This is a genomic window from Bradyrhizobium sp. MI1.7 (genome assembly GCF_055811795.1).
The window spans coordinates 1-20,334 of sequence record NZ_JBVVPO010000078.1 but is presented as its reverse complement, the minus strand read 5'-3'; the positions used below and the strand labels follow the sequence as shown (position 1 = coordinate 20,334).

The window sequence follows — 20,334 nt, the reverse complement described above, 5'->3', positions numbered from 1 at the left end:
TACGGCCCTTGCCTTCACGCAGCGGCCCGGATAGGTCCTGCGGCCGGCTCGGACTCCCGCGCGGGGATCCCCGCCGCCGCAAGTGTCTCACGAGACTTCGATCGCGCTCTTGGTCACGCCTCGCCGACCCGACCCCGGCAGCGGCCGCTCCGCGGCCCTAGGGACCGGCCACCTCGGGGCGTATGGGCTGACCAGCGCCAACAGGCAGCGCCTTTGCGTCTGTTCTTTGCAGAAGTGCTCATCCATCGCGCCACTCACACCGAACGTCAGTTTGGCGGCTTTAGCTTACCGGCGAGCCAGCCGACCGCGTCCGTTTGCATCGGATCGACGGCGAAGCGGACCACTTCGGTACGCTCGCAAGTCGAGCACTCGAAGGTGCGCTCATCGAATCCGCGGGGGCCGGGAAAGATGCGCGCCAACCCCATCCGGTGCTTGCACACAGGACCCATCGGACGCTCGATGGTCGAGAGAGCCATCCCTGAGATCTCCACGGCCGATGATACGCCGTCCGCAGCCGGAGTCTTCAATATTCGTGAACGAAAAACCTTCCGAGGAGCGCCAAAGGGAAAGAGCCTGAGCCCGGTCGGCCCAGATTGACGGTCGTGCTCATGGCATCACCTCTGCAACCGGCGGCGGTCGACCAGGCCTTGGCTCATTGAAGGCGATCGGAAAGGTCGAAACGGAAAGGCTTTGCAGAGCAGCCTCCTCCTCGGAAAGCCGCCGTTCGATAAACTGGCGTTCCAAAGGCAAAAGCTTCGTACGCAAGAGCCGGCGATAGCGGCTGATGTTGTTGTGATGGGCACGAAGGCGTGCCAGGTTGTCGCCATCATCATCTGGGCCTCTGAAACTACGCCGCCGCAGCTGCACGTTCGGTCGAACGGAGACGGTAGGGCTTTCCGCCGGGTGGCGTCCGGGGGGCCACCGTCCAGGGCGCGCAATGCGTCCAAGATTTCGTCGATCGATACGGGCTTCTTGAGCCCGGCAGGTGCGCGCATCGACGGGCAAGAGGCGATCGCGGACGCGTCGGACGCCCAAGATGCCAGGATTGCGCGTTTCTCGCTCAACGTCAGCGCCGGATGATCCAGCACGTCTCTCGGTGCTTCAAACACCGTGCCGGGATGAAGAAGAGCGTCGAAATCGAAAACGTTGTCGTCAGCGGTCGTCGGCCGCATGGTCCTCTCCTATTCATTCGACGAATGGATGGGAGCCGCACGATTTGTCGCGCGGCTCCAATGGCGTCTGCGCTAGGCGGCGGCCTTAGCTTCCAGCTTCGGCACGTTGCCGGCCGAGGCAGCACCGATGGCAATTCGGCGCGGCTTCATGGCTTCCGGGATCTCGCGGACGAGTTCGATGGTCAGCAAGCCGTTGTCGAACGCGGCGCCTTTCACCTGGACATATTCGGCGAGGCTGAATTGGCGCTTGAAGCTGCGGTGCGAGATACCGCGATAGAGGAAATCACGCTCGGTCTTGTCGGATTTGCTGCCTTCGACCGTCACCACGTTCTGCTCGGCGGTGATGACGATGTCCTCGGGCGAGAAACCCCCCACCGCCAGCGAGATCTGATAGCGATCATCCGCCAGCCGTTCGATGTTGTAGGGCGGATAGTTGTCCTCGCTGGCCCGCTGAGCGGTTTCTGCGAGGTCGAAAAGGCGATCGAAACCAATGGTCGAGCGCCAGAGGGGGGCAAAATCGTGGGTGCGCATAGCCAAATCCTCCTAAGAGCAAGATGTCTACGAGCGGCACCGGACACAACCGGTGCCCGTCTCTTGGCCCGGGCCCATCAGGCGCCCGGACACATCGTCAGATGGCGACAAAAAAATTAGCAGAGTCGGTTTTGGTTTCAAGAGGCGTTGAAAAAAAATCGTCGCCGATCGCCGCCGTTACAGATCCTCGCGCAGCCCCTTGAAGAACGGATGCCGCACCTTGCCTTCAGCCGACTTGGCCCGGTACTCGATCTCCGCCAGCAGCTTCGGTTCGACCCAGATGCCTTTGTGCGCTATCCGCTTCGCGTAGGGCTGTGTCTTCCGGACCAGCGGCTCGAGGCGCCGCCGCAGCTCGGCCGCCGACTTCTTGTCGAAGCCATGGTCGACCTTGCCAGCGTAAACCAGGTCAGAACCCTTTCGCCGAGCAAGGTATATGCCGTCCCATTTGCCGTCGTCGAGCGCGAAGCCGGCGATGGTGAGTGTCTCGCGCTGGGCGCAGGTTTTCTTGACCCAATTATTGGTGCGGCCGACCGGGTAGACGCTGTCGCGCACCTTGGAGACGACGCCTTCGAGCCCGATCTTGCAGGCATGGGCAAACATCTCGTTCCCGTCGATCTCGAAACTCGCGCTGAACTGAACGTCGGTGCCGGCAATGATCTTCTTCAGCTCCGCCTTGCGCTGAAACAGCGGTAACTTCCGGATGTCCCTGCCGTTGAGGTAGAGCAAATCGAAAGCGACCAGAACGATCTTCGTTGACTTGCCTTTGAGCTCATTCTGCAAGACCGAGAAGTCCGTCGAGCCGTCGGTGGCAGGTACGACAATCTCTCCGTCGATGATGGCCGAGCTCGCCTTGATGTGCCAGGCGTCATCGGCAACCTTCTTGAAACGCTTGGTCCAGTCGTGGCCGCGCCGTGTGAAGACCTTGACGGCTTCGTTGGCGAGGTGGACTTGCACGCGATAGCCGTCGAACTTGATTTCGTGAATCCAACGCTCGCCGGATGGCACGCGGTCGGTCGCGGAGGCGAGAGCCGGCGCGATGAAGCCGGGCAGGGGCGCCTTGACGCCGAGTGCATCCGGCTTTTTCCGCTGGAAGGCCATGGTTACACGAGGCGCAGGCTGAACTGCGCATCTTGAGGCGCGTAGCGATCGACGAACTCCTGAAGATGCGAGGGGACGTCGTTCAGTTGGAGGTTACAGCGATGTTGAATTTCGCGAGCGACATCCTCTGACACATCTTCGGACCAGCGCTCCGAAGTGTTGAAGGCGAAGACGTTGATAGGTCGTTTGCACTGGCCCGCCATCAGTCTTTAATGACCGTCTCCAGGTCGGCCGCTTCCATGTCCGTCTCGCGCCAAGCGCTGCCGGCGCGGCCAAAATCGTCCGCGACCAGATAAACGGTCGGCTCATAGGCCGGAATAATGGAAGGGATCCACCGGGACTGACCCATAGATACGCAACTCCACAAAGCCGGGATTCAATTTGCCGGGGCCCGATTCGTTCCAGAAACTGTGAGCAGCAGCACCAGAGAGGCAAAGCAATATCGGGAGGACGAAATGGCGGTCAACAAGCCCACCGGCGACAACGCTCGCAAAGGTGCGGTCAAGAAGCGTTCGCAGACGAAGACGACATTGGGTGGAGCTTCCGCCTTCACTAAGCGCGACAAGGCGTCCGGCGAATTCATGGGCGTCAAGAAGCCCGCGAAGGGCAAGAAGGCCGCAAAGAAATTCAAGGGCGTGCGGCTTGAGAAGAAAGCTACCAAAAAGAAAAAGGCAAAGAAGAGCTAGGCGGCTCTTCACGTGCGCCCTGATCTGGACGTTCGCTCAATCCTGATCTCAACATAGCCCGTCAGAGTAACGCGAGCGGACAACGAGTTGCCGGGAGGAATTACCCGAACCCACCCTTCTTCAGGATTTGCCGCAGTGTATTCGATCTGCTCCGCATCGTTCAGGAATACGCGGACTTGGAATCCGTCGAGCAAAAGATTGCAATAATTGCGAAAACCTTCTTCGTCGCAACTTCTTGCAACCGGTCCATGAAACTGCGGCTTTCCAACCAAGAGTCATCCCGTATTCATAGCAACGCGCGCCACGACAGAATGCTGCACCAGGTGGAGCCGTTCCTAACTTTTCCAGCCGGGGCCGGCCGGCATCATCTTGGCGGCGGTCGGCAGGCAAAAGTCGAACGCAGAGAGCATAGGGCTGAGATAGGGGCGGGAGCGGATTTTTGAAGTCGTCATCGCCAGTCCCATTGTAGGACAAATTAAGCGCATCATTGGCGTGCCACCAGAGGCGCCAGTATGGTCGTGAACGCAGTATTCGTCATTGGCGAACGACGTGTTCGCCAATCGGACATAGGCATTTGTCGGGATGCGTCCATACACCCGAGCCGGGCGCCGGTTGATTCGACCATCGCCGCGACGCCACGCGCCGTGCGCAGGTGGGTCAGCGGCGAGCTGGCCGTGCCGCGCCACATCGCGCTGCTTGTCAACCTGATGCTCGACACCGGCACCAAGCCCGAGGAGTTGCAGCCATGAGCGACCAGACTTACCACGTCATCATGGCAGTGCTCTTTGTCCTCGTGAGCGGCGGCTATTTCTCGGAAGCAATGCGCCAGCTCGACCTCGATGCCTACGGCGCGAACGACTTTCGCTATGCGCAGGTTCTCGCTGAAAAGCTCATAGGCTGGGCCCTCATCACGTCGTTATTCGCGTGGCTGTGGCTCTGAACCAGACGCCCGCTGAAAATGCCAAAGGCCCGAGGGCGACCTCGGGCCTTTTTTCCGGGGGGCGGGAGGACCACCAAATGTTCAATTGTGTACCAAAGTGAACGCACCAACCTGCGCCGACGGGTCTACAGTTCGTGGTTTGAAGGGGAGGCGTCACATGAGCATCCGATCACTGTACTGCTTCGCGTTCTTCAGTATTGTGGCCGCGTGTCCTCTCGGTGTTGTTGTTGCCCAAAACCTCCCTCCGGAACTTGAGGCCTGCCGCACAACTGGACTCATCGCGCTGAAAGAACGCAGTCCCGCGATAAAAGATATCTCGTTTGACGTTGATGGAGTGACGATTGCAAAGGCCAATGCAAAAGTCGAGGACACGATCATTCGCACCATCGTGATCGGGGATGCCTATCTTGAAAAAGGTAAGAGCGACACCCGTCGGACTTTTCTTTGCCTGATCGGCGAAAAAGGCAAAGTGCTCCTCACATTCTTTACGGACAAATGATGCAGCGTCCAGAACCATCCGGATGCTCAATGCTCAGGATTCGCCGCTCGGACGATACAACTTCGCGGCGCGGATGACGTCGCCGCCTGATCGGGGTCGTTCGGCCCCGGCGTCGTCCTACGGAAGGACAGATGACGGCGGCAAGGCCGCAGACGTTTGTGTAAAAGTCCCAGCCCGCGGACAGGGGTGTTCACGAGCTGGGGTACATGCAGGGGTGCCCTGTTAGGGCAGGGCATCAGGTAAACTTGGCAGCACGGGGGCCGTTCCTCAGGGCCGGGCGTGTGCCGGTACTCTTGAGCCGGGATAATTTCAGCTTATCTTTCGGCCGATGTTTCAGCTTTCATTGCCGACTAAACGGGACCGGGTTCCGACCGGCCCCGACTGGCTCCATGAGGTCAAATACGACGGCTATCGCTTGCAGGTCATCCGCAAGGGCGACCGGGTGCGTCTGATCACGAAGGGTGGGGCGGACTATACGAAGCGGTTCCCGTGGATTGTCGAGGTCGCGCGCAAGCTCAGGCAGTGATCGATGGCGAGGCGGTGCTCCTGGGCGTCGACGGCGTCTCCGACTTCCGTGGCCTGCATTCCGGCAAGTACAACGCGGAGGTGCAGCTCTACGCCTTCGACATACTGGCGGGCCAGGGCGACGACCTGCGCAGGTTGCCGCTGTCCCATGCGCAAGGCCAATCTGGCCCGGCTGCTGCGGGGCCGCTCCGAGGGCATCTTCATGCAGCATTCTTGAGTCGCTTCTGGCCTAAACCCCGTGGGTCGGAAGCTTGATGACAGCGCGGCTCCAGCTAGCCAATGGCTGGAGCCGTTGCTTAAACTGTGCCGCTTCCACTTTGAAATAACCTCCGGGCATTGAACCCTGGCATGGCGCACTCAGACAGCAGCCAAACTTTTTAGCCGGCTTCTCCTGCTTTCCAACCCTTCTCTGTAGGCTGATAACGCTCCCCCTGTTTCACCAGCCAGCCGCCTTCAACCATCTTCTCTGCCAAAGCCTTCGGGCATGCCGGCAGGTTGCTGCCGGGGTAATACAGGCCGTCTCTGCGCTCGACCATAAAGCCGTAAATGCGCGCCAGACGAAGGGCTTTCAGCATGCCAGGAATGAGAACTACGGTCGTGCTCGTCATCGCTCTCCAAATGACGGCACCACGCGAACGTTCCTGAAACCACGCGCCAAAATCTGCGTATCGATTCCTGACGGCTCGAAATGAGCACGAGCTACTGCCGATCGTGGGTGTGGAAAAGGGGGCGCTTCGGTCTGCCGAACGTCGGAATCGCGTAGGTTTGCCTATGGCGACGGAATCCGGGCTGGACCGGACAGTTGCACCCGAGGGCAGCGCGGCTTAGATCCCGCGCGTCCTCGGGCAAGATGTGGGGATTCAGCCACAGCACCACAGATTAAGACTTGGCCCAGGAACGTCTAGACGGTGTCGCGGCTTCTGTTTCGCGGTGACGGTCTTTGTCCCGCAAGACAAGAGCCTGTCCGGAGGCCCCAGCATCACCATGCCCCCCGGCCCGATGCTGGGGCGTTTTTTGTACGAGGCGCGATTGGAGAGGCTTGGAGAGTGGTGCTCGCGATTGGTGCGACAGCCATTGTCGCCGGCGGAGCCTTCTTTGCCATCCGGTTTATCATCGGATTGCCCCTTTTTCGATCCGGAGCACGAACTGTGGGTGTTGCGAGAGCGCCTCAGTGGGCCAAAAAGTGCACTTACGTCAATGTTACTTTCTTTTCGGCCACAACCCTCAAACGATATGGCTCATCACAGGTTGCATAAGCAGGGGACGCTTATGGATTGGGCGGAACGTTCATATCGGTTCGGCTTTGTCGTGCTGTCGATCTTCAGTGCGTTGGGGGCGGTATGGATGATTTTATCGCTGTAGGCGGCCGTGCTACGCGAGGCCTCAGCACGTAGCGTGCAGTGGGGTCTTGGTGCGTGCCGTTCGCTTGGATTGCGCTACTGGCGTTTGTTGCCTACGCGATCGCTAACCTTCCCTGGTAGCGCATCAAGGGATGCGCTCAACACAACGGCCTTATGGGACCTGATCCGCGGAGGGCTATGGCCAGCGGTCACGTGAACCGCGCAAACAGGCCGAACACATGGCCGCTCCGACCAGCGCCGCAAAGTGTTGCTTCTCCTTGCCAACCAGCAGCAGTAAGTAGCGGCACCTTTCAGGTGTGCTTGCTCACTCTGCATTCTTCGCATTTTTACCCATAGCTGGCCCGCGGCCCGCAAGGCGACGTCGTGGGAATATTACAATATGGGGCTGGCCGGCCAGACGCTCGCCACGGCCTACACCAACCGCGCGCGCGTGCTCGGGCTCTTCGATGCGACCAAGGCGAGAAACGTCCTCCACATCATCGATCCGACCAACGGTATCGGCGTCATCACCTATGCGAGCGTAGCGGACGCGCAGACCGGTAATGCGGCATCGGCGCAAAACCTCTACAACAACTATTTTCTGCTATACGTGGTGGCGGCTCAAGAGCCGGCTTCACCAAGATCGTCGCTTCGACGATCCTCCCACGGACCAACTTCAACGTCGGAACGGGAAATTTCGGGGGGGATTGCCGTAACTACTATAACTCGCTGCTGATCGCCGGAGCGGTGGCAAACGGCTATGTCGTTCCTGACATCGGCTCCATTCCGCAGCTCCAGAACACGGCCGACCTGACCTATTTCCTTCCTCACGGCATTCATCTGACGGCCGCGGGATACGCGCTGGTAGAGGCGGTCCGAAAACCGCTGGAAATTGCTTAGGCTGGGTACTCAGGGTAGGGCCGGGTCCGTAATCCAATCCGCTTCAATTCATCTTCTCACGGAGCTTTCGGATTAACTCGCGAAGGTCATTCGCGTAATCCTCAATGATCCGGCGCGCCTCCTCCAAGCGCGTGGGCTTGAGCTCGGGCTTATCGGACTCGGAAGGCTTGTTCATTGCCGAGCGCTGAACCTTGTCGTCGGCGACCAATTGATCTAAATCAACGAACCTTTCGCGCTACTCTCGCAATGTGCGCGATAATCGATGTGGGAGAGTCTGCTTTCTATCATCGATGCCAGTGCGGCCGTCGCATCAGGGCTGTGCCGGTCCTTGCGGATCGAAATCGGCAAGCCGCCGCTTGTCGTTTAACATGATCTCTCGCCTATCGTGGTCGACGAACGTAAGGACGCCCGCTTTACGCAAGCTAGTTAGCACGCGAGAAACAGTTTCTAACGTCAAGCCGAGATAGTCCGCAATGTCGAGACGAGTCATCGGGAGCGACATCTTGTCTGCTCCGGTGCGGCAATCCATCTCAAGTAAGAAGGCGGCAACCTTTTCTACCGCGGTCTTTCGGCCCAGAAGCAGCATATGGTTTTCTGCATGCTCCAGGTTGCGGGTGGTCATGCTGAGCAGGTTGTGCGAGACAACTCCGTCTCTAGTGGCTGCCGATTGAAGGCTTTCTCGCTTAATCAGGCGCACGACGGTTTCGACGACAGCCTCTGCGGTAAATCGATGCTGGTTGCCATTTTCAAGCCCGAAGATATCGCCCGCTAAGTGAAAGGCAGCGATTTGACGCCGACCGTCCGAGAGCAACTTGTAACTTCGCACCGCACCCTGCTTGACTTGATAGACATATACAGCGGGCTCTTTTTCGCCGAAGATTTCGGTGCCTTTTCGGTATGTAAACTCACCGAGGCCGATTATTCGGCTGAATGTACTCGCTAAACCGAATTCATCGAGCGTGTTGGGCTGAGGTCGTCGATCCGTTGTGATACGCACAAACATCGGTCATTCCTCTTCCGCGTCAAATTCCTTTGAAAATCCTTCTCGTGCCTGCAGGTCGTTCGACGAGCGACCATATTCGTTGGATGTCCCTTGGGTCATTGTACCAAGGTACAATGTCAGGTTGATGGGCCAAAAGGGCTAAACTGCATGCTATGGACTAAAAGGCGAAAATGCCGGACTTATTTGCGTAAGAACGAATGGCCGAACCGGCCGCCAAACTCAAAACGATGGCCGATAGTTGCCGGCTGGCAGCGAGCGCGAGGCCCTTCTAAAGCGAGCCAGGACCGCCGAGACGGGTGCCCACATAAGCGACTGGCTAAGGTCTCCCGCCTTGACGCCGCCCAAATGACACCCGCGACACCTAGAACTCCTTATTGAGCTACAGGCACAGCTTGCTGTAATAAGGAATATTGCTCGCGAGTTGCGTCCGGAGGTAGCGCGGGTATTGCAGGTTTTTGCCGGCCAAATGGGAGCCCGCCCCCGGGCCATCGACAAACTCACTTGAGGTGAGCGCAACCATGAAGGAAAGGGCGATCCTCATGGCAGACCGCTTTGTCGTTCGGTACGAGCATCCCAAGAACGGCCGATTCACAGTGCTGGACACTTCAACAGATCAGCCTGCAGTCACGCCGGACGGGACGCCTCTAACTGGACTCTCTCATTCATCGGCAGAGGTTGTGGCCGAGAAGCTGAACAAGGGCGAAGCTCCGCCCGCCCTCAATCGTAAAACAGGGAGTAGGCTGCGCCTGCACATGGCTTGAAAGAATCAAAGTTGGCCGAGGGGCATGATGACGCTGGGGCGCTCCGGACAGGCCAGCCTTCAGTCACCGCATACTCAAGCCATCCGCCCGACGAAGTGGTCAGGCGGGCCGCCGCTTCGGCGCAGCACCACATTGGTGGCGGCTCCCTATCGAGCGAGAAGATTCTCTCCAGGCCTGAGCAGCTTCACATACGTGCCGCTTTCGTGCTTCCATAACCAGCCGCGTTCGATCGCGTATTTAAGCGCGGCGCCGAACTCGCTACCGCTGCCCTTCAACTCAAACATGAACGGCGCGTTGATCCGCTCGATGTAGATGCGACCGTCCTGCACGGCCTGGACGTTGGCTGCGAGCTCGACGAGCTTGCGCGCGGCCGTCTCCAGGTCCGCGTAGGGTCTTTCTGTGGCGTGCTTCATCGGCGTCTCCCATTGGCCGCCTGCGCGGCATAGACGTGCTGGCGGTGCTGGTAGCTCTCGGCCGGTTTCCAGCTATCGAATGTGGTCCCGCAGACGCAACGCATCAGCGTGCTCCGAATTTCGCTGTCGAGGTTCTCGCCCCGCGCACGCTTGGCCGCAACCTCGGCCCGCCAGTCGCGATCGTGGCGCCATTCGGCGAAGGCATTGTGGGGGATGCTTGGCTGTAGCCCCGACCATGCGGACTCGAAAGCCTCGCGCGCGGCTTCGAAGGTGGCGGCTATGCCCCTTCGCCCGGTGCCTGGATCCATGCCGGGATGGAAGCCGACCGACCATTCCCATTGATCGGCGTGCACAGGTACGCCGGCGCGCATGCCGATGGTCCCGACGCGGACATCGGTGAAGTAGACATGCCAGGTCTCCTCATGTGGATTGATGGAGCGGCGGCGGGTGAGGGGGGCGTCATTGATCATGGCAAGAGGATAGGCGCTCGCCGGGTGCCGAGCCAGCCGCTGCGGCTTGCGCGCGGGCTTGGGCGGGGCGCAAGAGGTTGGTCAATAGGCTGCCCAGAACCCTGATTGCGGCCTTCGTGTCGTTGGTCATCCGCGAATGCGTGTTCATCAAAGGATACGGCTGGCGCTAGGGCGGCTAGAACGCCGCGGATAACAACGAGGCCGCTTCACGCTTGCTGAGCGCTTTGCTACAATGCGCTTGCGGTCGTCAGTCCGGATCGCAATTCTGAAGCTCAGCTCCCGGCTCACAAGGTCGGCGGTGTTTTCGTTGGACTAACCGTCTCGGCGCGGAATGCCGATGCTATCGCAAGCGAGTGCGAATGACTCTTTCGCCTCAGCATCTTCAAAGCAAAAGCGCTTTCCGACCTCTACGTGATCAATCCACCAATCGGCTTTGGCTCCTTTTGCGATGCGGGAAGCTTCACCGCGTAACAGGTCCAATTGTCTTCCGGCAGCACGAACGATCAAACAATTTTCCTTGGCCATGATGCCATCCATAAAATGCCCCAGATCAAGGCCGCAGCAGGAGGGCCGCTGCGGCCTCATTGTCGAAAAAATCCGGGTGAAAAGATCTAAGTGAAATATGTAGCCAGCCCCGGTGAGATGATCCTACTGCAGCGCTCCCAGCTTGCTGTATGATCCATTTCACAATCGGCTGGATGCCCAACATAGGTGAGGGAAGGCCCGCCGGGGCTGGCTGAGCTGGCGGGCCTTCAACCCCAAGCACAAGGCCGCGTTTGTCCCCACGGCCCACGGCTCAGGAACCTTCTCAGGTACGGAGCATTTTTGAGTCGCTTCTGGCCTTTTCCCCGTAGGTCGGAAGCTAAGTGACAGCACGGCCCCAGCTTGCCAATGGTTGGGGTCGTAGCTTTTTGCGCGGGCTAAGGATCATTCAGAGAGCGCGAGCAGTGGCGCCACCTATGTCGGAAGGCATACAGACCCGATTGCCGAATCTTCCTAGATCTTAGTAGATCTTGGCGCCCCCATTACCGCCAAGGCTTCCAACGGCCTCCGGCATCTAGTTGTGCTGGGGCCGTTTTTTGCGACCTTTAACAACGAGCGCGAGCTGCTGGCTGTCGTGGGTGTGGACAACGCCCGCCGTTTCACCCGGCGCCTCTAAAGGGCGCCGTGGTGTTCGGGTTCCATTTCTAAGCACCGCTAATGAGTTGCTTGATTTTCCCGTTTTGCTCAAGCCTTACTTACTGGAAACCTACTGGTCATCGCTTCTCACCAGTCGATCGTTGACGTGATCATTGCCTCACATTCGCGGAGGGCACGTGGACCGAGAGCTAAGGGAATTCCGTAGACTAGAGCGAATTTGCCGTGAACATGCAGCGATTGCTTCCATGGAGCTTGAGCGCGTCGGCCTTTTGAAGGTTGATAAGTTTTCGAGCAAGACGGAGTCAGTTCACCGACTGATAAGCTTTCATACGAAAGCTATCCAGTTCGCGACTGATAAGGAAATTACACAAACGGAGTCAGTCCGTGGCTGATAAGCAAAGATGTATAAGCTTATCAGTTGTCGGTGACCGCTTGGCGCAAAGCGGTCGTTCGCTTTCGCGCCGACGTCGTAAAGCGAATCTAAAAAGCAGCCTCGGCACAAGACGGCGTCGAAGCGCGGTCGGCCCATGCCGGGAGACGCGACATTGAACGCAACTCCCGATCAGGGTTCGTTGAGTTATTCGGCCGCAATCGTATGCACGGTCCCGCCTTGGCCTGCGCTCGTGAACACAAAGCCCTCGTAGCCGTTCTCCGCGACCTCCGCGCACTTTCTGCGGTATCCGCCGACGCCCTCCGGACCGAGGTAGGGCAAGAACCGACGTGCCTTGCCCTCTATGTTGGCGCCCATGTACCAGGAATTGGTGCCGGGCATCAGGGTTGTATTCACGACCTCGGCGACATGGGCGCCCCATGCGTCCTGCGCCTGCGGGCTTGCCTCAATCGTGGCAAGCTTGTTTCTTCGCATGTGGGCGATGCACTCGGTGATCCATTCGACATGCTGTTCTATCGAGACCGGCATGTTCGACAGCACCGAGGGGCTTTGCGGGCCGGTGATCGTGAACAGGTTGGGATAACCGGTGATGGCCACGCCGAGATAGGTCTGCGGGCCATCCGCCCATTCTTGCGCCAGTGCCCGGCCGCCACGCCCCTTGATACCGAGGTTCTTCAGCGGGCCGGTCATCGCGTCGAAGCCGGTGGCGATGACTATGATGTCGAGCGGATACTCCTTGCCACCCGCGCGGATGCCATTCGGCGTGATCTCCTCGATTGGACCATCGGTGCTCGCATCCACCAGCGCCACGTTCTTCTTGTTGAACGTCTCGAAATAGTTGGTGTCCAGCGGTTGGCGCTTGGTGCCGTAGGGGTAAGTCTTGGGCGTCAACTTCTCCGCGATCGCCGGGTCGTTGACGACCGAGCGGATCTTACGCTTGAGGTATTCGGCGATGACATCGTTCGCCTCCTTGGAGAAGAACATGTCCTGATAGTTCGCCAGCCAGAAGGCGAAGCCACCGGCGTCCCACATCTTGTCGAACTCCTGCTCGCGCTCCTCGGGCGTTGTTTCGAGCACCGCCTTCGGTATGAAATTCAGCTCGAACCCGAAGAAGGAATCCTTAATGCGCTGGCGGATACCGTCGTAATCGGCCTTGCGCGCCCTGGTCACCTCGGGGTCGACACGACCGTTGCGCGCAGGCACGCAGAAGTTCGGCGTACGCTGAAAAACCGTGAGGTGCTTCGCCTGCTGGGCGATCTCCGGGATCGCCTGCACCGCCGTTGCACCCGTGCCGATGATGCCGACACGCTTGGCGGTGAAGTCGACGCCATCGTGCGGCCACTGGCTCGTGTGGTAATACTTGCCCTTAAAGGAACTCAGCCCCTTGATTGGCGGCATGTGGGCGATCGACAGGGCACCGACGGCCGGAATGACGAAGCGCGCCGTGACGGCATCGCCTTTGTCGGTGCGCACGGTCCACAGCTCGGTGGCGTCATCGAAGACCACTTCGACGACACGCTTGCCAAACTGGATGTCGGGCTTCAGGTCGAAGCGCTCGGCGCAGTGCTCGAGGTAGCGCAAAATCTCATCCTGCTCCGGATAGCGCTCGGACCAGTTCCATTCCTGCAGCAGGTTCTTGTCGAAGGTGTAACAGTAGATGTAGCTGTCGGAGTCGCAGCGCGCGCCGGGATAGCGGTTCCAGTACCACGTGCCGCCGACGCCGTCGCCAGCCTCGAACACCGTGACCTTCAGGTCGAGCTTGTCGCGTAGCGAATGCAACATGTACATGCCGGAGAATCCGGCGCCGATGATGACCGCATCGAAGTCGACTTTCGCGCCAGTCCGTTGCGCCGCTTGCACATTGTTCATTGACGTACCTCCCGTTGTGAGCGTTCTCCCTGCATCTCTTTTCATTCATCTTGTCGCCATGCGCGGGCACCGTCCTGCAGGACCAGAAGATCAGCAGGCGGCACCATCGCAAAGCACGCGCCCATGACGCCGTCGCTCGATTGCGAAAGCGGCGGCGCGCCGTGGCCCGGGGTAACCCGCGCTCGTCAGCACTACGCCGCAGCGCGCGCCTCGCCGGTCGCATAGGCGGCCGTCTCGAATTCCAGGTAGCCGCCGAACGAAGTCGGGTCGCCGAACGGCAGGATCTGCGTCGCCCAATACCCGCCGAACCCGTTCTTGCGGTCAATCCAGAAGAACGTGTTGGCGAGCCCGGCCCAGCCGATCGCTCCGGCCGGACGGCCGGTAGGCGCGTCCTCGTCGTTGACCATGAAGGTGAGGCACCAGGATTTCTTCAGGCCAGGGAAGAACTCGGCGTCGTTCGACAGCGTCGGGATGACGCCGGGCAGCACCGTGACCGCCTGGTTAGCCTGCAGGCCGTTGCGGACAGCGGATTCGACCGTTTCTTTCCTGAGCACGCGCCCTTGCTGTCCCGCCCCGTCGTTCAGCCACATCCGTATGAATTTCATGTACTCGTCGATCGAGCCATAGAGACCGTGTCCACCCATGTGGACTTCCGGCTCAGGCGGCAGTTGCATATCGGGAAGGGGGATCAGGGATCCGTCGGCTTCGCGCTGATGGATGGTGGCGACGCGCGTACGCATCGAAGGGGTCAGCGAAAAGGCGATGTCCTCCATTCCGAGCGGCGTAAAGATCCGCTCCCTCATCACGTCGCCGAGGCGCTTGCCGCGGATGCTTTCGACAACCTGTCCGGCCCAGTCGATGTTGCTGCCATATTCCCATTTATCGCCGGGATCGAACAATAGCGGCGTCATCAGTGATGCTTTCGAGCAGGTCACCACGCTCGGCTGGCCGCGCTCCTGCGCCAGGCGCAAGTAATTGGCGTTGAAGAAGTCGTAGCCGAGGCCCGCGGTGTGCAGCATCAGCATGCGGGTGGTGATGTCGCGCTTCGGCGCTCGCAGCTTCGGGTTTCCCGTGGCGTCGAACCCGTCGAGGACCTCGAGCTTGCCAATGTCGGGCACGTATTTTTTGGCTGGGGCGTCTAGGTCGAGCCTGCCGTCCTCGACGCATTGCAGGATGGCCGTGCCGGTGATAGCCTTTGTGGTGGAGAAAATGGCAAACACGGTGTCGGTCGTCATGGCCTGGCCGCCGCCAAGACTGCGCTCGCCGACTGAGCCTTCGTAAATGTTGGTCGAGCGATCCGTGATCATCGCCACCACGCCGGGAACGCGGTCCTTACCAGTCACGACTTTTTGCAAGATCCCGTCACATGCGCTTTTCAGGTTGTTACCCATAGACGTTTCTCCCTTTGCCAAGTTTGATCACGTGCTTCTCGGTAATCCGCTGGCGGTTCGCGCCGGATGACGTAAGCGTATGGCGATTGTTGGGTATCGGCCTGATCGTCCCCGATGACGTAGCGCGAATGAAATCCCGCCGCGGTCCTGGCAGCAATGGTGACTGGAGTTGTTGATCATGGGCAGCTCCAGGTCATCGCATTTCGACCGAGCGCTCGAAGCGTAGACCGTTTTCCTGTGATCGGCCATGTATTCCCCCTGCGATTCTTTGCTCGGGCAGGTCAGCGAACCTGACACTTGATCTACGTTGAAACGTATCGCTGGCAATTTGTGGCTTCTCTCTTGTTGCACTTAGCAGACGAGGTCCGGCGACAAGCTCCATGTCTGCAGAGTGGTGTCGGTGTTTTGGCCTGAGCTGTAAGCAAGTCATACAGACGGAGTCTGCTCGCGGACTGATAAGGTTTCGAACAAATTGGAGTCAGTTGGTGTACTGATAAGGTAATTGCTGAAAGCTTATCAGTTCAGAATGCGGCTTAAGGAGAGGCCGCGTCGCTCGCGAGCATCACTGCCAGCGACGGCAGAACGGTAATTCCGAAGCAGTTAAGCGCTTGCTCCAAGAGCTACGCAGCTATGGCGGCCGCGAGATAAAAGGGTCGCCTGAAGACCGATTGCCAAAGCGTGTCGTACAGGATTGAACTGGGGCGGCAATCCTGACCTGCATTTGATATTATTGCGTTTTCGGTCCAGTGATTTGTTTTTGTGTGGCACTCTTGAGCGGCGCCGTGGCACAAGCATTACCACTTCCGGCGCGGGGTCGTCACGTTGGAATCTCCAGGTGCCTCGCGGCATGGGCACTTCTCCGTTCGGCAACCCCGGGCGAGTTTGAGGCCAGCTGCTAGCCAAAAGCGCACCGCAACCTGAGCCACAGCTTTACCCCCGCGATGCTCTGCCTCGGTATCGAAGCGCGTCGACCAGCAGCGTGAATGCCGGCGATGGCTGCCGACGGCTCGGATAGTATAGGTGATATCCTGAGAATGGCGGGCACCAGTTCCCCCAGCACCCGAATGAGCTCGCCGCTCGACAAGTAGGGCTGAACCTGACCTTCGGTTAGGTAGGCCAAGCCAAGCCCCTGCAGCGCGGCGTGCAGCAGCGCGCCCGAACTGTTGAAGACCAGTTGCCCGTCCACGCGCACATTCACGTCGCGCCCGTTCCTCTCGAACTCCCATGCATAGAGGTTTGCGGCTAGGGGACGCGCCCGACGACTAGGCGTGTCCCAATCGTGTCGGCCTTTAAGCGGGATCTCCCGATCGCTTTGTCTAAAGGAGAAGTTACACTGACCTTTATTGAACTTTTGCCCGGACTACCGGACTCACTTGTGTAGGCGTCGGGACGAAGGTTTCCCGAATCGTCGAACGATTGTGGCTGTCGGGCTCATCGCGGGGTCGCAGCTGTAACCACCATCTTGTTTTCCGCGCGCCAGCTTTGTCCGCGTCAAGCGAGCGGACCAGCTGGTGAAGATCACGGAGGCAATGAGATGTTAGCAAAAGCTGCGACACAGCTACTTGCCTTAGCGGTCTTGGTGACGCCTGCACTCGGCCGCGATGATGGCCACTACGACAACTCTCCGCTGAACTCATGGTTTGAAAGTTTGGAGAGCGAATTGGGAAAGTGCTGTACCGATATGGACGGGTACATAGTTTCTGATGCGGATTGGGAGTCCAATCGCGGGCGTTACCGCGTCCGCATTGACAACGAATGGGTCGACGTGCCTGAAGGCGCGGTTCTCACACAACCAAACCGTTTCGGCCGTACAATGGTTTGGAGGCATTACATCGACGGCCATCCTCGCGTCAGGTGCTTCATACCCGGCAGCATGATTTGATCCAGTTTCTCCAGGCGCTACGGGAGGCTCGCCTTCTGCCTTCTGGTGCGCCGGGAGTCACCCCGGGATGGTAATGTCCTCGATCTGATTGTTGCGCTTGCCTCTGGCCTCGAGCTGCAGCGTTGCAGGCGATCGTTCCTGGTGGCGCTGTGACCGGGGAGGGGTATAGGAGCTTTCAAAAAAGAAATCGCTTTTCAAAAACCGGCGGCCCCCACTTTCACCGGCATCTGCAATTCAAATGTTGGGTCTAAATGGTGACCACGTCTAGCAAGAGACAAAGCGCTGTCATTAAAACTTGAGAATACCATCAAGGGATGAGTGGCTGCGTAAGCAGTCATGGGATCTTGAACTCTGAGCTCGCCGATGTCGGAGAAACGTCAGAGCGCTGTCATAATGAAGTCGGCACACTGGATCATGCGATCTCGAAAGACCTTCGAGAAGGAGCCAACTAGAAGCGGTACGACTCAAGAGCGGCACCAGCGGGGGCTGACGGGATTGCCAAAGCTGAGTAACTCTGTCCTCAAGCAAGTCCAGGGCGGGAGTGCAATAGCAGCTCCGTGGAAACGATTCACAAGCGGACCAAGACAAATGGTGTTACGCTTCATTACGTCAGGGTCCCATGGTTCTGTGCATGCACGGCGGCCGCAAAGCCACCGAGAGTTCCTTCCGAGGACTGAGCGGCTCGGCGACGGATCTGCGTTTATCGCTCCGGATCTGCAAGTTTGAGTCGATAGCAATTAAGGCTACGAAGATTATTGCAGAAGAGATGATGGTGGCCCGACAAACGTTTTCCGCATGACCATCATTCACGTCCCAAGCATCATGCGCGACGCCGCGTTGTGGCGCTAGACCGTTTGCGGACATCCATTGGAGAGAGCCATGGTGAGCCTCAATCAGGATATCATGTCACGACGCGGATTCTGCCTGTGCTGCGTGGCGGCGACCACAGTAGCGGCCACGGGCGGCTGGCTCTCGCCGCGACAGGCTTTCGCGGAAGCGCGCAACATTGTGGACCTCATCCGTGACGACGCCGCCAAAGCGGCCATCAAAGTCCATAAGCTGCGCGACAATGTCAGCATCCTCGAGGGTTCCGGCGGCAATATAGCGATCATGACGGGCACCGACGGCAAGGTGTTCATTGACGCCGGCATCACCGCATCCCGTCCGCGCATCCTAGAGGCTGCGAATAGTTTGAGTCGCGAGCCGATTTCACACCTGATCAACACGCACTGGCACTTCGATCACACGGACGGAAATCAATGGCTAAATGCGGAAGGGGCAGCCATCATCGCCCATGAGAACACCCACAAGCATCTGCTAGTTGCCCAGAGAGTTGCGGACTGGGATTTCAACTTCCCGTCTCCTCCGCTATCGGCCGTTCCGACCGAAACCTTCTCGTCTGAGAAAGCCCTGAAGCTCAACCGGTCCACGCTTCTCCTTAAATATTACGGTCCCGCGCACACCGATAGCGACTTATCGGTGACGATCCCCGAAGCGGACATTTTTCATTGTGGCGATACCTACTGGAACGGCATCTATCCGTTCATCGACTATTCAACCGGCGGAAACATCGACGGGATGATCAAGGCGGCCGAGGCGAATGTTGCCGCCGTAACCGACAAGACGATCGTCATCCCGGGGCACGGCAACCCTGTCAGCAACAAGGTTGAACTTGCGGCCTACCGCGACATGCTTGTCGCAATCCGGGACAATGTCGGCAAGCTCAAGCAGCAGGGCCGATCGCTCGATGACACGATCGCCGCCAAGCCGACCACGGCGTTCGATGCGAAGTGGGGCCAATTTCTCATCACCTCGGCGCTCTTCATCCGACTGGTTTACGAGGGCGTCTGACGGTCCTCTCGTATAGTGGCCATCTCCCGTTCTTCCAATGAAAGGAGCACTGATATGTCTGCCTCTGAGAAGCCGCTTCACATCGATATTGCGGTGACGCTCAAGGACGTGAAGACGGTGTATAGCATCGGCGCGCTAACGTTCGAAGGCGATCTGCCGGCTTCCATTTTCCACCTTCAGCTCATCACCAACGACATCGCCCACGCGAAGGCCGAATCGGAGGTTATCGCCGTCTTTCACACGAATGCCGGCCATGTGACGCTGCACGATATCGCCTACAACGCCGATCGAAACATCGCGACCGGCAATCCTTATAAGGACCTTGTGGCAGACCTGATGAAGCGCAGTGTGCGCATCGAGGTGTGCGGGGCGACCGCGAAGGCTCACAACTGAGGCAATGCCGATCTGCTCCCCGGCATCAAAGTCAACACGGATGCCATGGCGAGGACGACGCAGCTCGTTCAGCAAGGATTCGTGAAGATTACGGAATAAGCGCAAGAGCGCGTGTTGTTTGCCTAAGGCGAGTCTTTTCGACCTCCAACAGGGAAACTCTAATGGCCGATGCTAGGGCGAAGGCACGTTCTAGCCCCATACACGCCATCTCCGGCTAGAGGAGAACGACATGAATGTTCGTACCACTTTCACCTGGGCCGCCCTCGCGTTGGTCGCCGGATCCGCCTTGGCACCAAACGGTCAGGCCGAAACGGTCACGCCTAAAGTCGCGGAAGCGGTTCCGCTCGCCGTCGAGGAGGTTTCGGAGATAAGAATTCCGGATAGCAGATTGTCGCGCGATGCAGCTCAGGTCATTCGCGATAACGAAAACGATTTGCTGTTTCAGCACTCCATGCGCGTTTACTATTGGGCTGCCTTGGCAGGCAAGCGCAAGGGTCTTCACTGCCGCGCAGCGGAGCGCTGTCGAGACAGTTTATCCGCGTCCGCCACAATTCGCGGAAGGCTTCCTGCAGGCCCTTTACGACAGCCTCAAGCACCGTCCTGAAACCACCCAAGGCACCGGTTTGGCCGATGTAATGGCCTACAAGGACCCTGGTTTCCGTCGCAGGGACTTCAGCAATCTGATGCGGAAGTCGCGCTGGGCTGTCGGGCAATAGGCGAAGCGATCCCTCAGTGGTCCGGTTCTCCCACATGGAGAGCTTTCAGTTCGAAGAGGCTTCGGAGTTTCACAAGAAGATCTTGAAGCCGAAACCAGACTTTTGTCGTCGACGTCGAATGAGGTACGTCCCTCCGCCTAGCTTGGCGATTGAGTGCGATGATGTGCTCGGCGTTGGGTCGACGGGCTAAAACCTGCGTTGACGACGGCATCAGCGATGGGTGATTACAAGCAGAGCCCACAAGCCAAAGCGTTCTCAGCAATTGATCCCGGTCCCCGCGGGAGCCGGCGGCCCTCCACACCTGCTTGCCGCGACGCTCATCGTTAGCCCGAATTCAAGCGGGCGCGGTGACTTCGCCCGTGG

General features: G+C 58.9%; 24 protein-coding genes and 2 pseudogenes. 12 read left to right on the top strand and 14 right to left on the bottom strand.

Features of this window, described 5'->3' with window-relative positions:
• Positions 1–266: 266 nt before the first annotated feature.
• From AC0L3X_RS40040 to AC0L3X_RS40020, 5 genes and pseudogenes are all read right to left on the bottom strand, one after another.
• A complete protein-coding gene (locus AC0L3X_RS40040) occupies positions 267–476 on the bottom strand; it encodes a response regulator (RefSeq protein WP_085399064.1) in 210 nt (69 codons plus the stop codon).
• 371 nt (positions 477–847) lie between these two features.
• Positions 848–1,172, bottom strand: a pseudogene (locus AC0L3X_RS40035) (hypothetical protein).
• Between the two features lie 72 nt (positions 1,173–1,244).
• On the bottom strand, positions 1,245–1,703 hold the full coding sequence (locus AC0L3X_RS40030) for an Hsp20 family protein (RefSeq protein ID WP_162478972.1): 459 nt from the start codon (positions 1,701–1,703) through the stop codon (positions 1,245–1,247).
• A gap of 177 nt (positions 1,704–1,880) precedes the next feature.
• Positions 1,881–2,801 carry a non-homologous end-joining DNA ligase gene (gene ligD, locus AC0L3X_RS40025; protein ID WP_473317353.1) on the bottom strand — a complete coding sequence of 307 codons (921 nt, stop codon included), beginning with the start codon at positions 2,799–2,801 and terminating at the stop codon, positions 1,881–1,883.
• Positions 2,802–3,003: 202 nt separating this feature from the next.
• Complete coding sequence (locus tag AC0L3X_RS40020) at positions 3,004–3,150, bottom strand: hypothetical protein (RefSeq protein WP_231145604.1); 147 nt, start codon at positions 3,148–3,150, stop codon at positions 3,004–3,006.
• Between the two features lie 106 nt (positions 3,151–3,256).
• On the opposite strand from AC0L3X_RS40020, the gene AC0L3X_RS40015 reads away from it, so the two are divergent.
• From AC0L3X_RS40015 to AC0L3X_RS39990, 6 genes are all read left to right on the top strand, one after another.
• Positions 3,257–3,487, top strand: a complete 231-nt coding sequence (locus tag AC0L3X_RS40015) for a hypothetical protein (RefSeq protein WP_038960229.1) — start codon at positions 3,257–3,259, stop codon at positions 3,485–3,487.
• A gap of 512 nt (positions 3,488–3,999) precedes the next feature.
• Positions 4,000–4,236: a hypothetical protein gene (locus AC0L3X_RS40010; RefSeq protein ID WP_144030543.1), complete on the top strand. Its 237-nt coding sequence runs from the start codon at positions 4,000–4,002 to the stop codon at positions 4,234–4,236.
• Positions 4,233–4,427, top strand: coding sequence for a hypothetical protein (locus AC0L3X_RS40005; protein ID WP_085398232.1), 195 nt, complete (start codon positions 4,233–4,235; stop codon positions 4,425–4,427). The genes AC0L3X_RS40010 and AC0L3X_RS40005 overlap by 4 nt, the downstream gene beginning before the upstream one ends.
• Before the next feature lie 157 nt (positions 4,428–4,584).
• On the top strand, positions 4,585–4,926 hold the full coding sequence (locus tag AC0L3X_RS40000) for a hypothetical protein (RefSeq protein WP_179945622.1): 342 nt from the start codon (positions 4,585–4,587) through the stop codon (positions 4,924–4,926).
• A gap of 343 nt (positions 4,927–5,269) precedes the next feature.
• Positions 5,270–5,452 carry an ATP-dependent DNA ligase gene (locus AC0L3X_RS39995; RefSeq protein WP_341850582.1) on the top strand — a complete coding sequence of 61 codons (183 nt, stop codon included), beginning with the start codon at positions 5,270–5,272 and terminating at the stop codon, positions 5,450–5,452.
• Entirely contained in the window at positions 5,449–5,706 is a 258-nt protein-coding gene (locus AC0L3X_RS39990; protein ID WP_341850583.1) for a DNA ligase-like domain-containing protein, read from the top strand. The genes AC0L3X_RS39995 and AC0L3X_RS39990 overlap by 4 nt, the downstream gene beginning before the upstream one ends.
• Positions 5,707–5,828: 122 nt before the next feature.
• Here AC0L3X_RS39990 and AC0L3X_RS39985 read toward each other — a convergent pair whose 3' ends face one another.
• Positions 5,829–6,059, bottom strand: coding sequence for a hypothetical protein (locus tag AC0L3X_RS39985; protein WP_085398234.1), 231 nt, complete (start codon positions 6,057–6,059; stop codon positions 5,829–5,831).
• Between the two features lie 1,132 nt (positions 6,060–7,191).
• Here AC0L3X_RS39985 and AC0L3X_RS39980 point away from each other — a divergent pair.
• Both AC0L3X_RS39980 and AC0L3X_RS39975 read left to right on the top strand, forming a co-directional pair.
• Positions 7,192–7,527: a hypothetical protein gene (locus AC0L3X_RS39980; protein WP_354100450.1), complete on the top strand. Its 336-nt coding sequence runs from the start codon at positions 7,192–7,194 to the stop codon at positions 7,525–7,527.
• An 11-nt stretch (positions 7,528–7,538) separates the two neighbouring features.
• On the top strand, positions 7,539–7,691 hold the full coding sequence (locus tag AC0L3X_RS39975) for a hypothetical protein (RefSeq protein ID WP_354099265.1): 153 nt from the start codon (positions 7,539–7,541) through the stop codon (positions 7,689–7,691).
• A 310-nt stretch (positions 7,692–8,001) separates the two neighbouring features.
• On the opposite strand, the gene AC0L3X_RS39970 is transcribed toward AC0L3X_RS39975, so the two are convergent.
• The 8 genes and pseudogenes from AC0L3X_RS39970 to AC0L3X_RS39935 all read right to left on the bottom strand — a co-directional run.
• A complete protein-coding gene (locus AC0L3X_RS39970; protein ID WP_354099266.1) occupies positions 8,002–8,694 on the bottom strand; it encodes a helix-turn-helix domain-containing protein in 693 nt (230 codons plus the stop codon).
• Positions 8,695–9,073: 379 nt separating this feature from the next.
• Positions 9,074–9,235, bottom strand: coding sequence for a hypothetical protein (locus AC0L3X_RS39965; RefSeq protein ID WP_354099267.1), 162 nt, complete (start codon positions 9,233–9,235; stop codon positions 9,074–9,076).
• A gap of 366 nt (positions 9,236–9,601) precedes the next feature.
• On the bottom strand, positions 9,602–9,868 hold the full coding sequence (locus tag AC0L3X_RS39960) for a hypothetical protein (RefSeq protein WP_354099268.1): 267 nt from the start codon (positions 9,866–9,868) through the stop codon (positions 9,602–9,604).
• Positions 9,865–10,338 carry a hypothetical protein gene (locus AC0L3X_RS39955; RefSeq protein WP_354100449.1) on the bottom strand — a complete coding sequence of 158 codons (474 nt, stop codon included), beginning with the start codon at positions 10,336–10,338 and terminating at the stop codon, positions 9,865–9,867. The genes AC0L3X_RS39960 and AC0L3X_RS39955 overlap by 4 nt, the downstream gene beginning before the upstream one ends.
• 312 nt (positions 10,339–10,650) lie before the next feature.
• Positions 10,651–10,863 (bottom strand): hypothetical protein, encoded by a 213-nt coding sequence (locus AC0L3X_RS39950; RefSeq protein ID WP_162479163.1) that lies wholly within the window; start codon positions 10,861–10,863, stop codon positions 10,651–10,653.
• A 1,192-nt stretch (positions 10,864–12,055) separates the two neighbouring features.
• A complete protein-coding gene (locus AC0L3X_RS39945; RefSeq protein WP_354100448.1) occupies positions 12,056–13,738 on the bottom strand; it encodes a flavin-containing monooxygenase in 1,683 nt (560 codons plus the stop codon).
• Positions 13,739–13,929: 191 nt separating this feature from the next.
• Positions 13,930–15,129, bottom strand: a complete 1,200-nt coding sequence (gene acmB, locus AC0L3X_RS39940; RefSeq protein ID WP_354100447.1) for a methyl acetate hydrolase AcmB — start codon at positions 15,127–15,129, stop codon at positions 13,930–13,932.
• Positions 15,130–16,059: 930 nt separating this feature from the next.
• Positions 16,060–16,378: pseudogene (locus tag AC0L3X_RS39935) on the bottom strand (LysR substrate-binding domain-containing protein); the annotation flags it as partial.
• Positions 16,379–16,663: 285 nt separating this feature from the next.
• On the opposite strand from AC0L3X_RS39935, the gene AC0L3X_RS39930 reads away from it, so the two are divergent.
• From AC0L3X_RS39930 to AC0L3X_RS39915, 4 genes are all read left to right on the top strand, one after another.
• Entirely contained in the window at positions 16,664–17,011 is a 348-nt protein-coding gene (locus AC0L3X_RS39930; RefSeq protein WP_354100446.1) for a hypothetical protein, read from the top strand.
• Between the two features lie 879 nt (positions 17,012–17,890).
• Positions 17,891–18,862, top strand: coding sequence for an MBL fold metallo-hydrolase (locus AC0L3X_RS39925; RefSeq protein WP_354100445.1), 972 nt, complete (start codon positions 17,891–17,893; stop codon positions 18,860–18,862).
• A 54-nt stretch (positions 18,863–18,916) separates the two neighbouring features.
• Entirely contained in the window at positions 18,917–19,255 is a 339-nt protein-coding gene (locus AC0L3X_RS39920) for a DsrE family protein (RefSeq protein ID WP_354100444.1), read from the top strand.
• Between the two features lie 229 nt (positions 19,256–19,484).
• A complete protein-coding gene (locus AC0L3X_RS39915; protein ID WP_354100443.1) occupies positions 19,485–19,859 on the top strand; it encodes an HD domain-containing protein in 375 nt (124 codons plus the stop codon).
• Positions 19,860–20,334 lie beyond the last annotated feature (475 nt).

Coding starts and splice junctions, on each gene's coding strand:
- AC0L3X_RS40040 (WP_085399064.1), bottom strand. CDS start 476: ATGGCTCTCTCGACCATCGAGCGTCCGATGGGTCCTGTGTGCAAGCAC.
- AC0L3X_RS40030 (WP_162478972.1), bottom strand. CDS start 1,703: ATGCGCACCCACGATTTTGCCCCCCTCTGGCGCTCGACCATTGGTTTC.
- ligD (WP_473317353.1), bottom strand. CDS start 2,801: ATGGCCTTCCAGCGGAAAAAGCCGGATGCACTCGGCGTCAAGGCGCCC.
- AC0L3X_RS40020 (WP_231145604.1), bottom strand. CDS start 3,150: ATGGGTCAGTCCCGGTGGATCCCTTCCATTATTCCGGCCTATGAGCCG.
- AC0L3X_RS40015 (WP_038960229.1), top strand. CDS start 3,257: ATGGCGGTCAACAAGCCCACCGGCGACAACGCTCGCAAAGGTGCGGTC.
- AC0L3X_RS40010 (WP_144030543.1), top strand. CDS start 4,000: ATGGTCGTGAACGCAGTATTCGTCATTGGCGAACGACGTGTTCGCCAA.
- AC0L3X_RS40005 (WP_085398232.1), top strand. CDS start 4,233: ATGAGCGACCAGACTTACCACGTCATCATGGCAGTGCTCTTTGTCCTC.
- AC0L3X_RS40000 (WP_179945622.1), top strand. CDS start 4,585: ATGAGCATCCGATCACTGTACTGCTTCGCGTTCTTCAGTATTGTGGCC.
- AC0L3X_RS39985 (WP_085398234.1), bottom strand. CDS start 6,059: ATGACGAGCACGACCGTAGTTCTCATTCCTGGCATGCTGAAAGCCCTT.
- AC0L3X_RS39980 (WP_354100450.1), top strand. CDS start 7,192: ATGGGGCTGGCCGGCCAGACGCTCGCCACGGCCTACACCAACCGCGCG.
- AC0L3X_RS39970 (WP_354099266.1), bottom strand. CDS start 8,694: ATGTTTGTGCGTATCACAACGGATCGACGACCTCAGCCCAACACGCTC.
- AC0L3X_RS39965 (WP_354099267.1), bottom strand. CDS start 9,235: ATGAGGATCGCCCTTTCCTTCATGGTTGCGCTCACCTCAAGTGAGTTT.
- AC0L3X_RS39960 (WP_354099268.1), bottom strand. CDS start 9,868: ATGAAGCACGCCACAGAAAGACCCTACGCGGACCTGGAGACGGCCGCG.
- AC0L3X_RS39955 (WP_354100449.1), bottom strand. CDS start 10,338: ATGATCAATGACGCCCCCCTCACCCGCCGCCGCTCCATCAATCCACAT.
- AC0L3X_RS39950 (WP_162479163.1), bottom strand. CDS start 10,863: ATGGCCAAGGAAAATTGTTTGATCGTTCGTGCTGCCGGAAGACAATTG.
- AC0L3X_RS39945 (WP_354100448.1), bottom strand. CDS start 13,738: ATGAACAATGTGCAAGCGGCGCAACGGACTGGCGCGAAAGTCGACTTC.
- acmB (WP_354100447.1), bottom strand. CDS start 15,129: ATGGGTAACAACCTGAAAAGCGCATGTGACGGGATCTTGCAAAAAGTC.
- AC0L3X_RS39930 (WP_354100446.1), top strand. CDS start 16,664: ATGTTAGCAAAAGCTGCGACACAGCTACTTGCCTTAGCGGTCTTGGTG.
- AC0L3X_RS39925 (WP_354100445.1), top strand. CDS start 17,891: ATGGTGAGCCTCAATCAGGATATCATGTCACGACGCGGATTCTGCCTG.
- AC0L3X_RS39920 (WP_354100444.1), top strand. CDS start 18,917: ATGTCTGCCTCTGAGAAGCCGCTTCACATCGATATTGCGGTGACGCTC.
- AC0L3X_RS39915 (WP_354100443.1), top strand. CDS start 19,485: ATGAATGTTCGTACCACTTTCACCTGGGCCGCCCTCGCGTTGGTCGCC.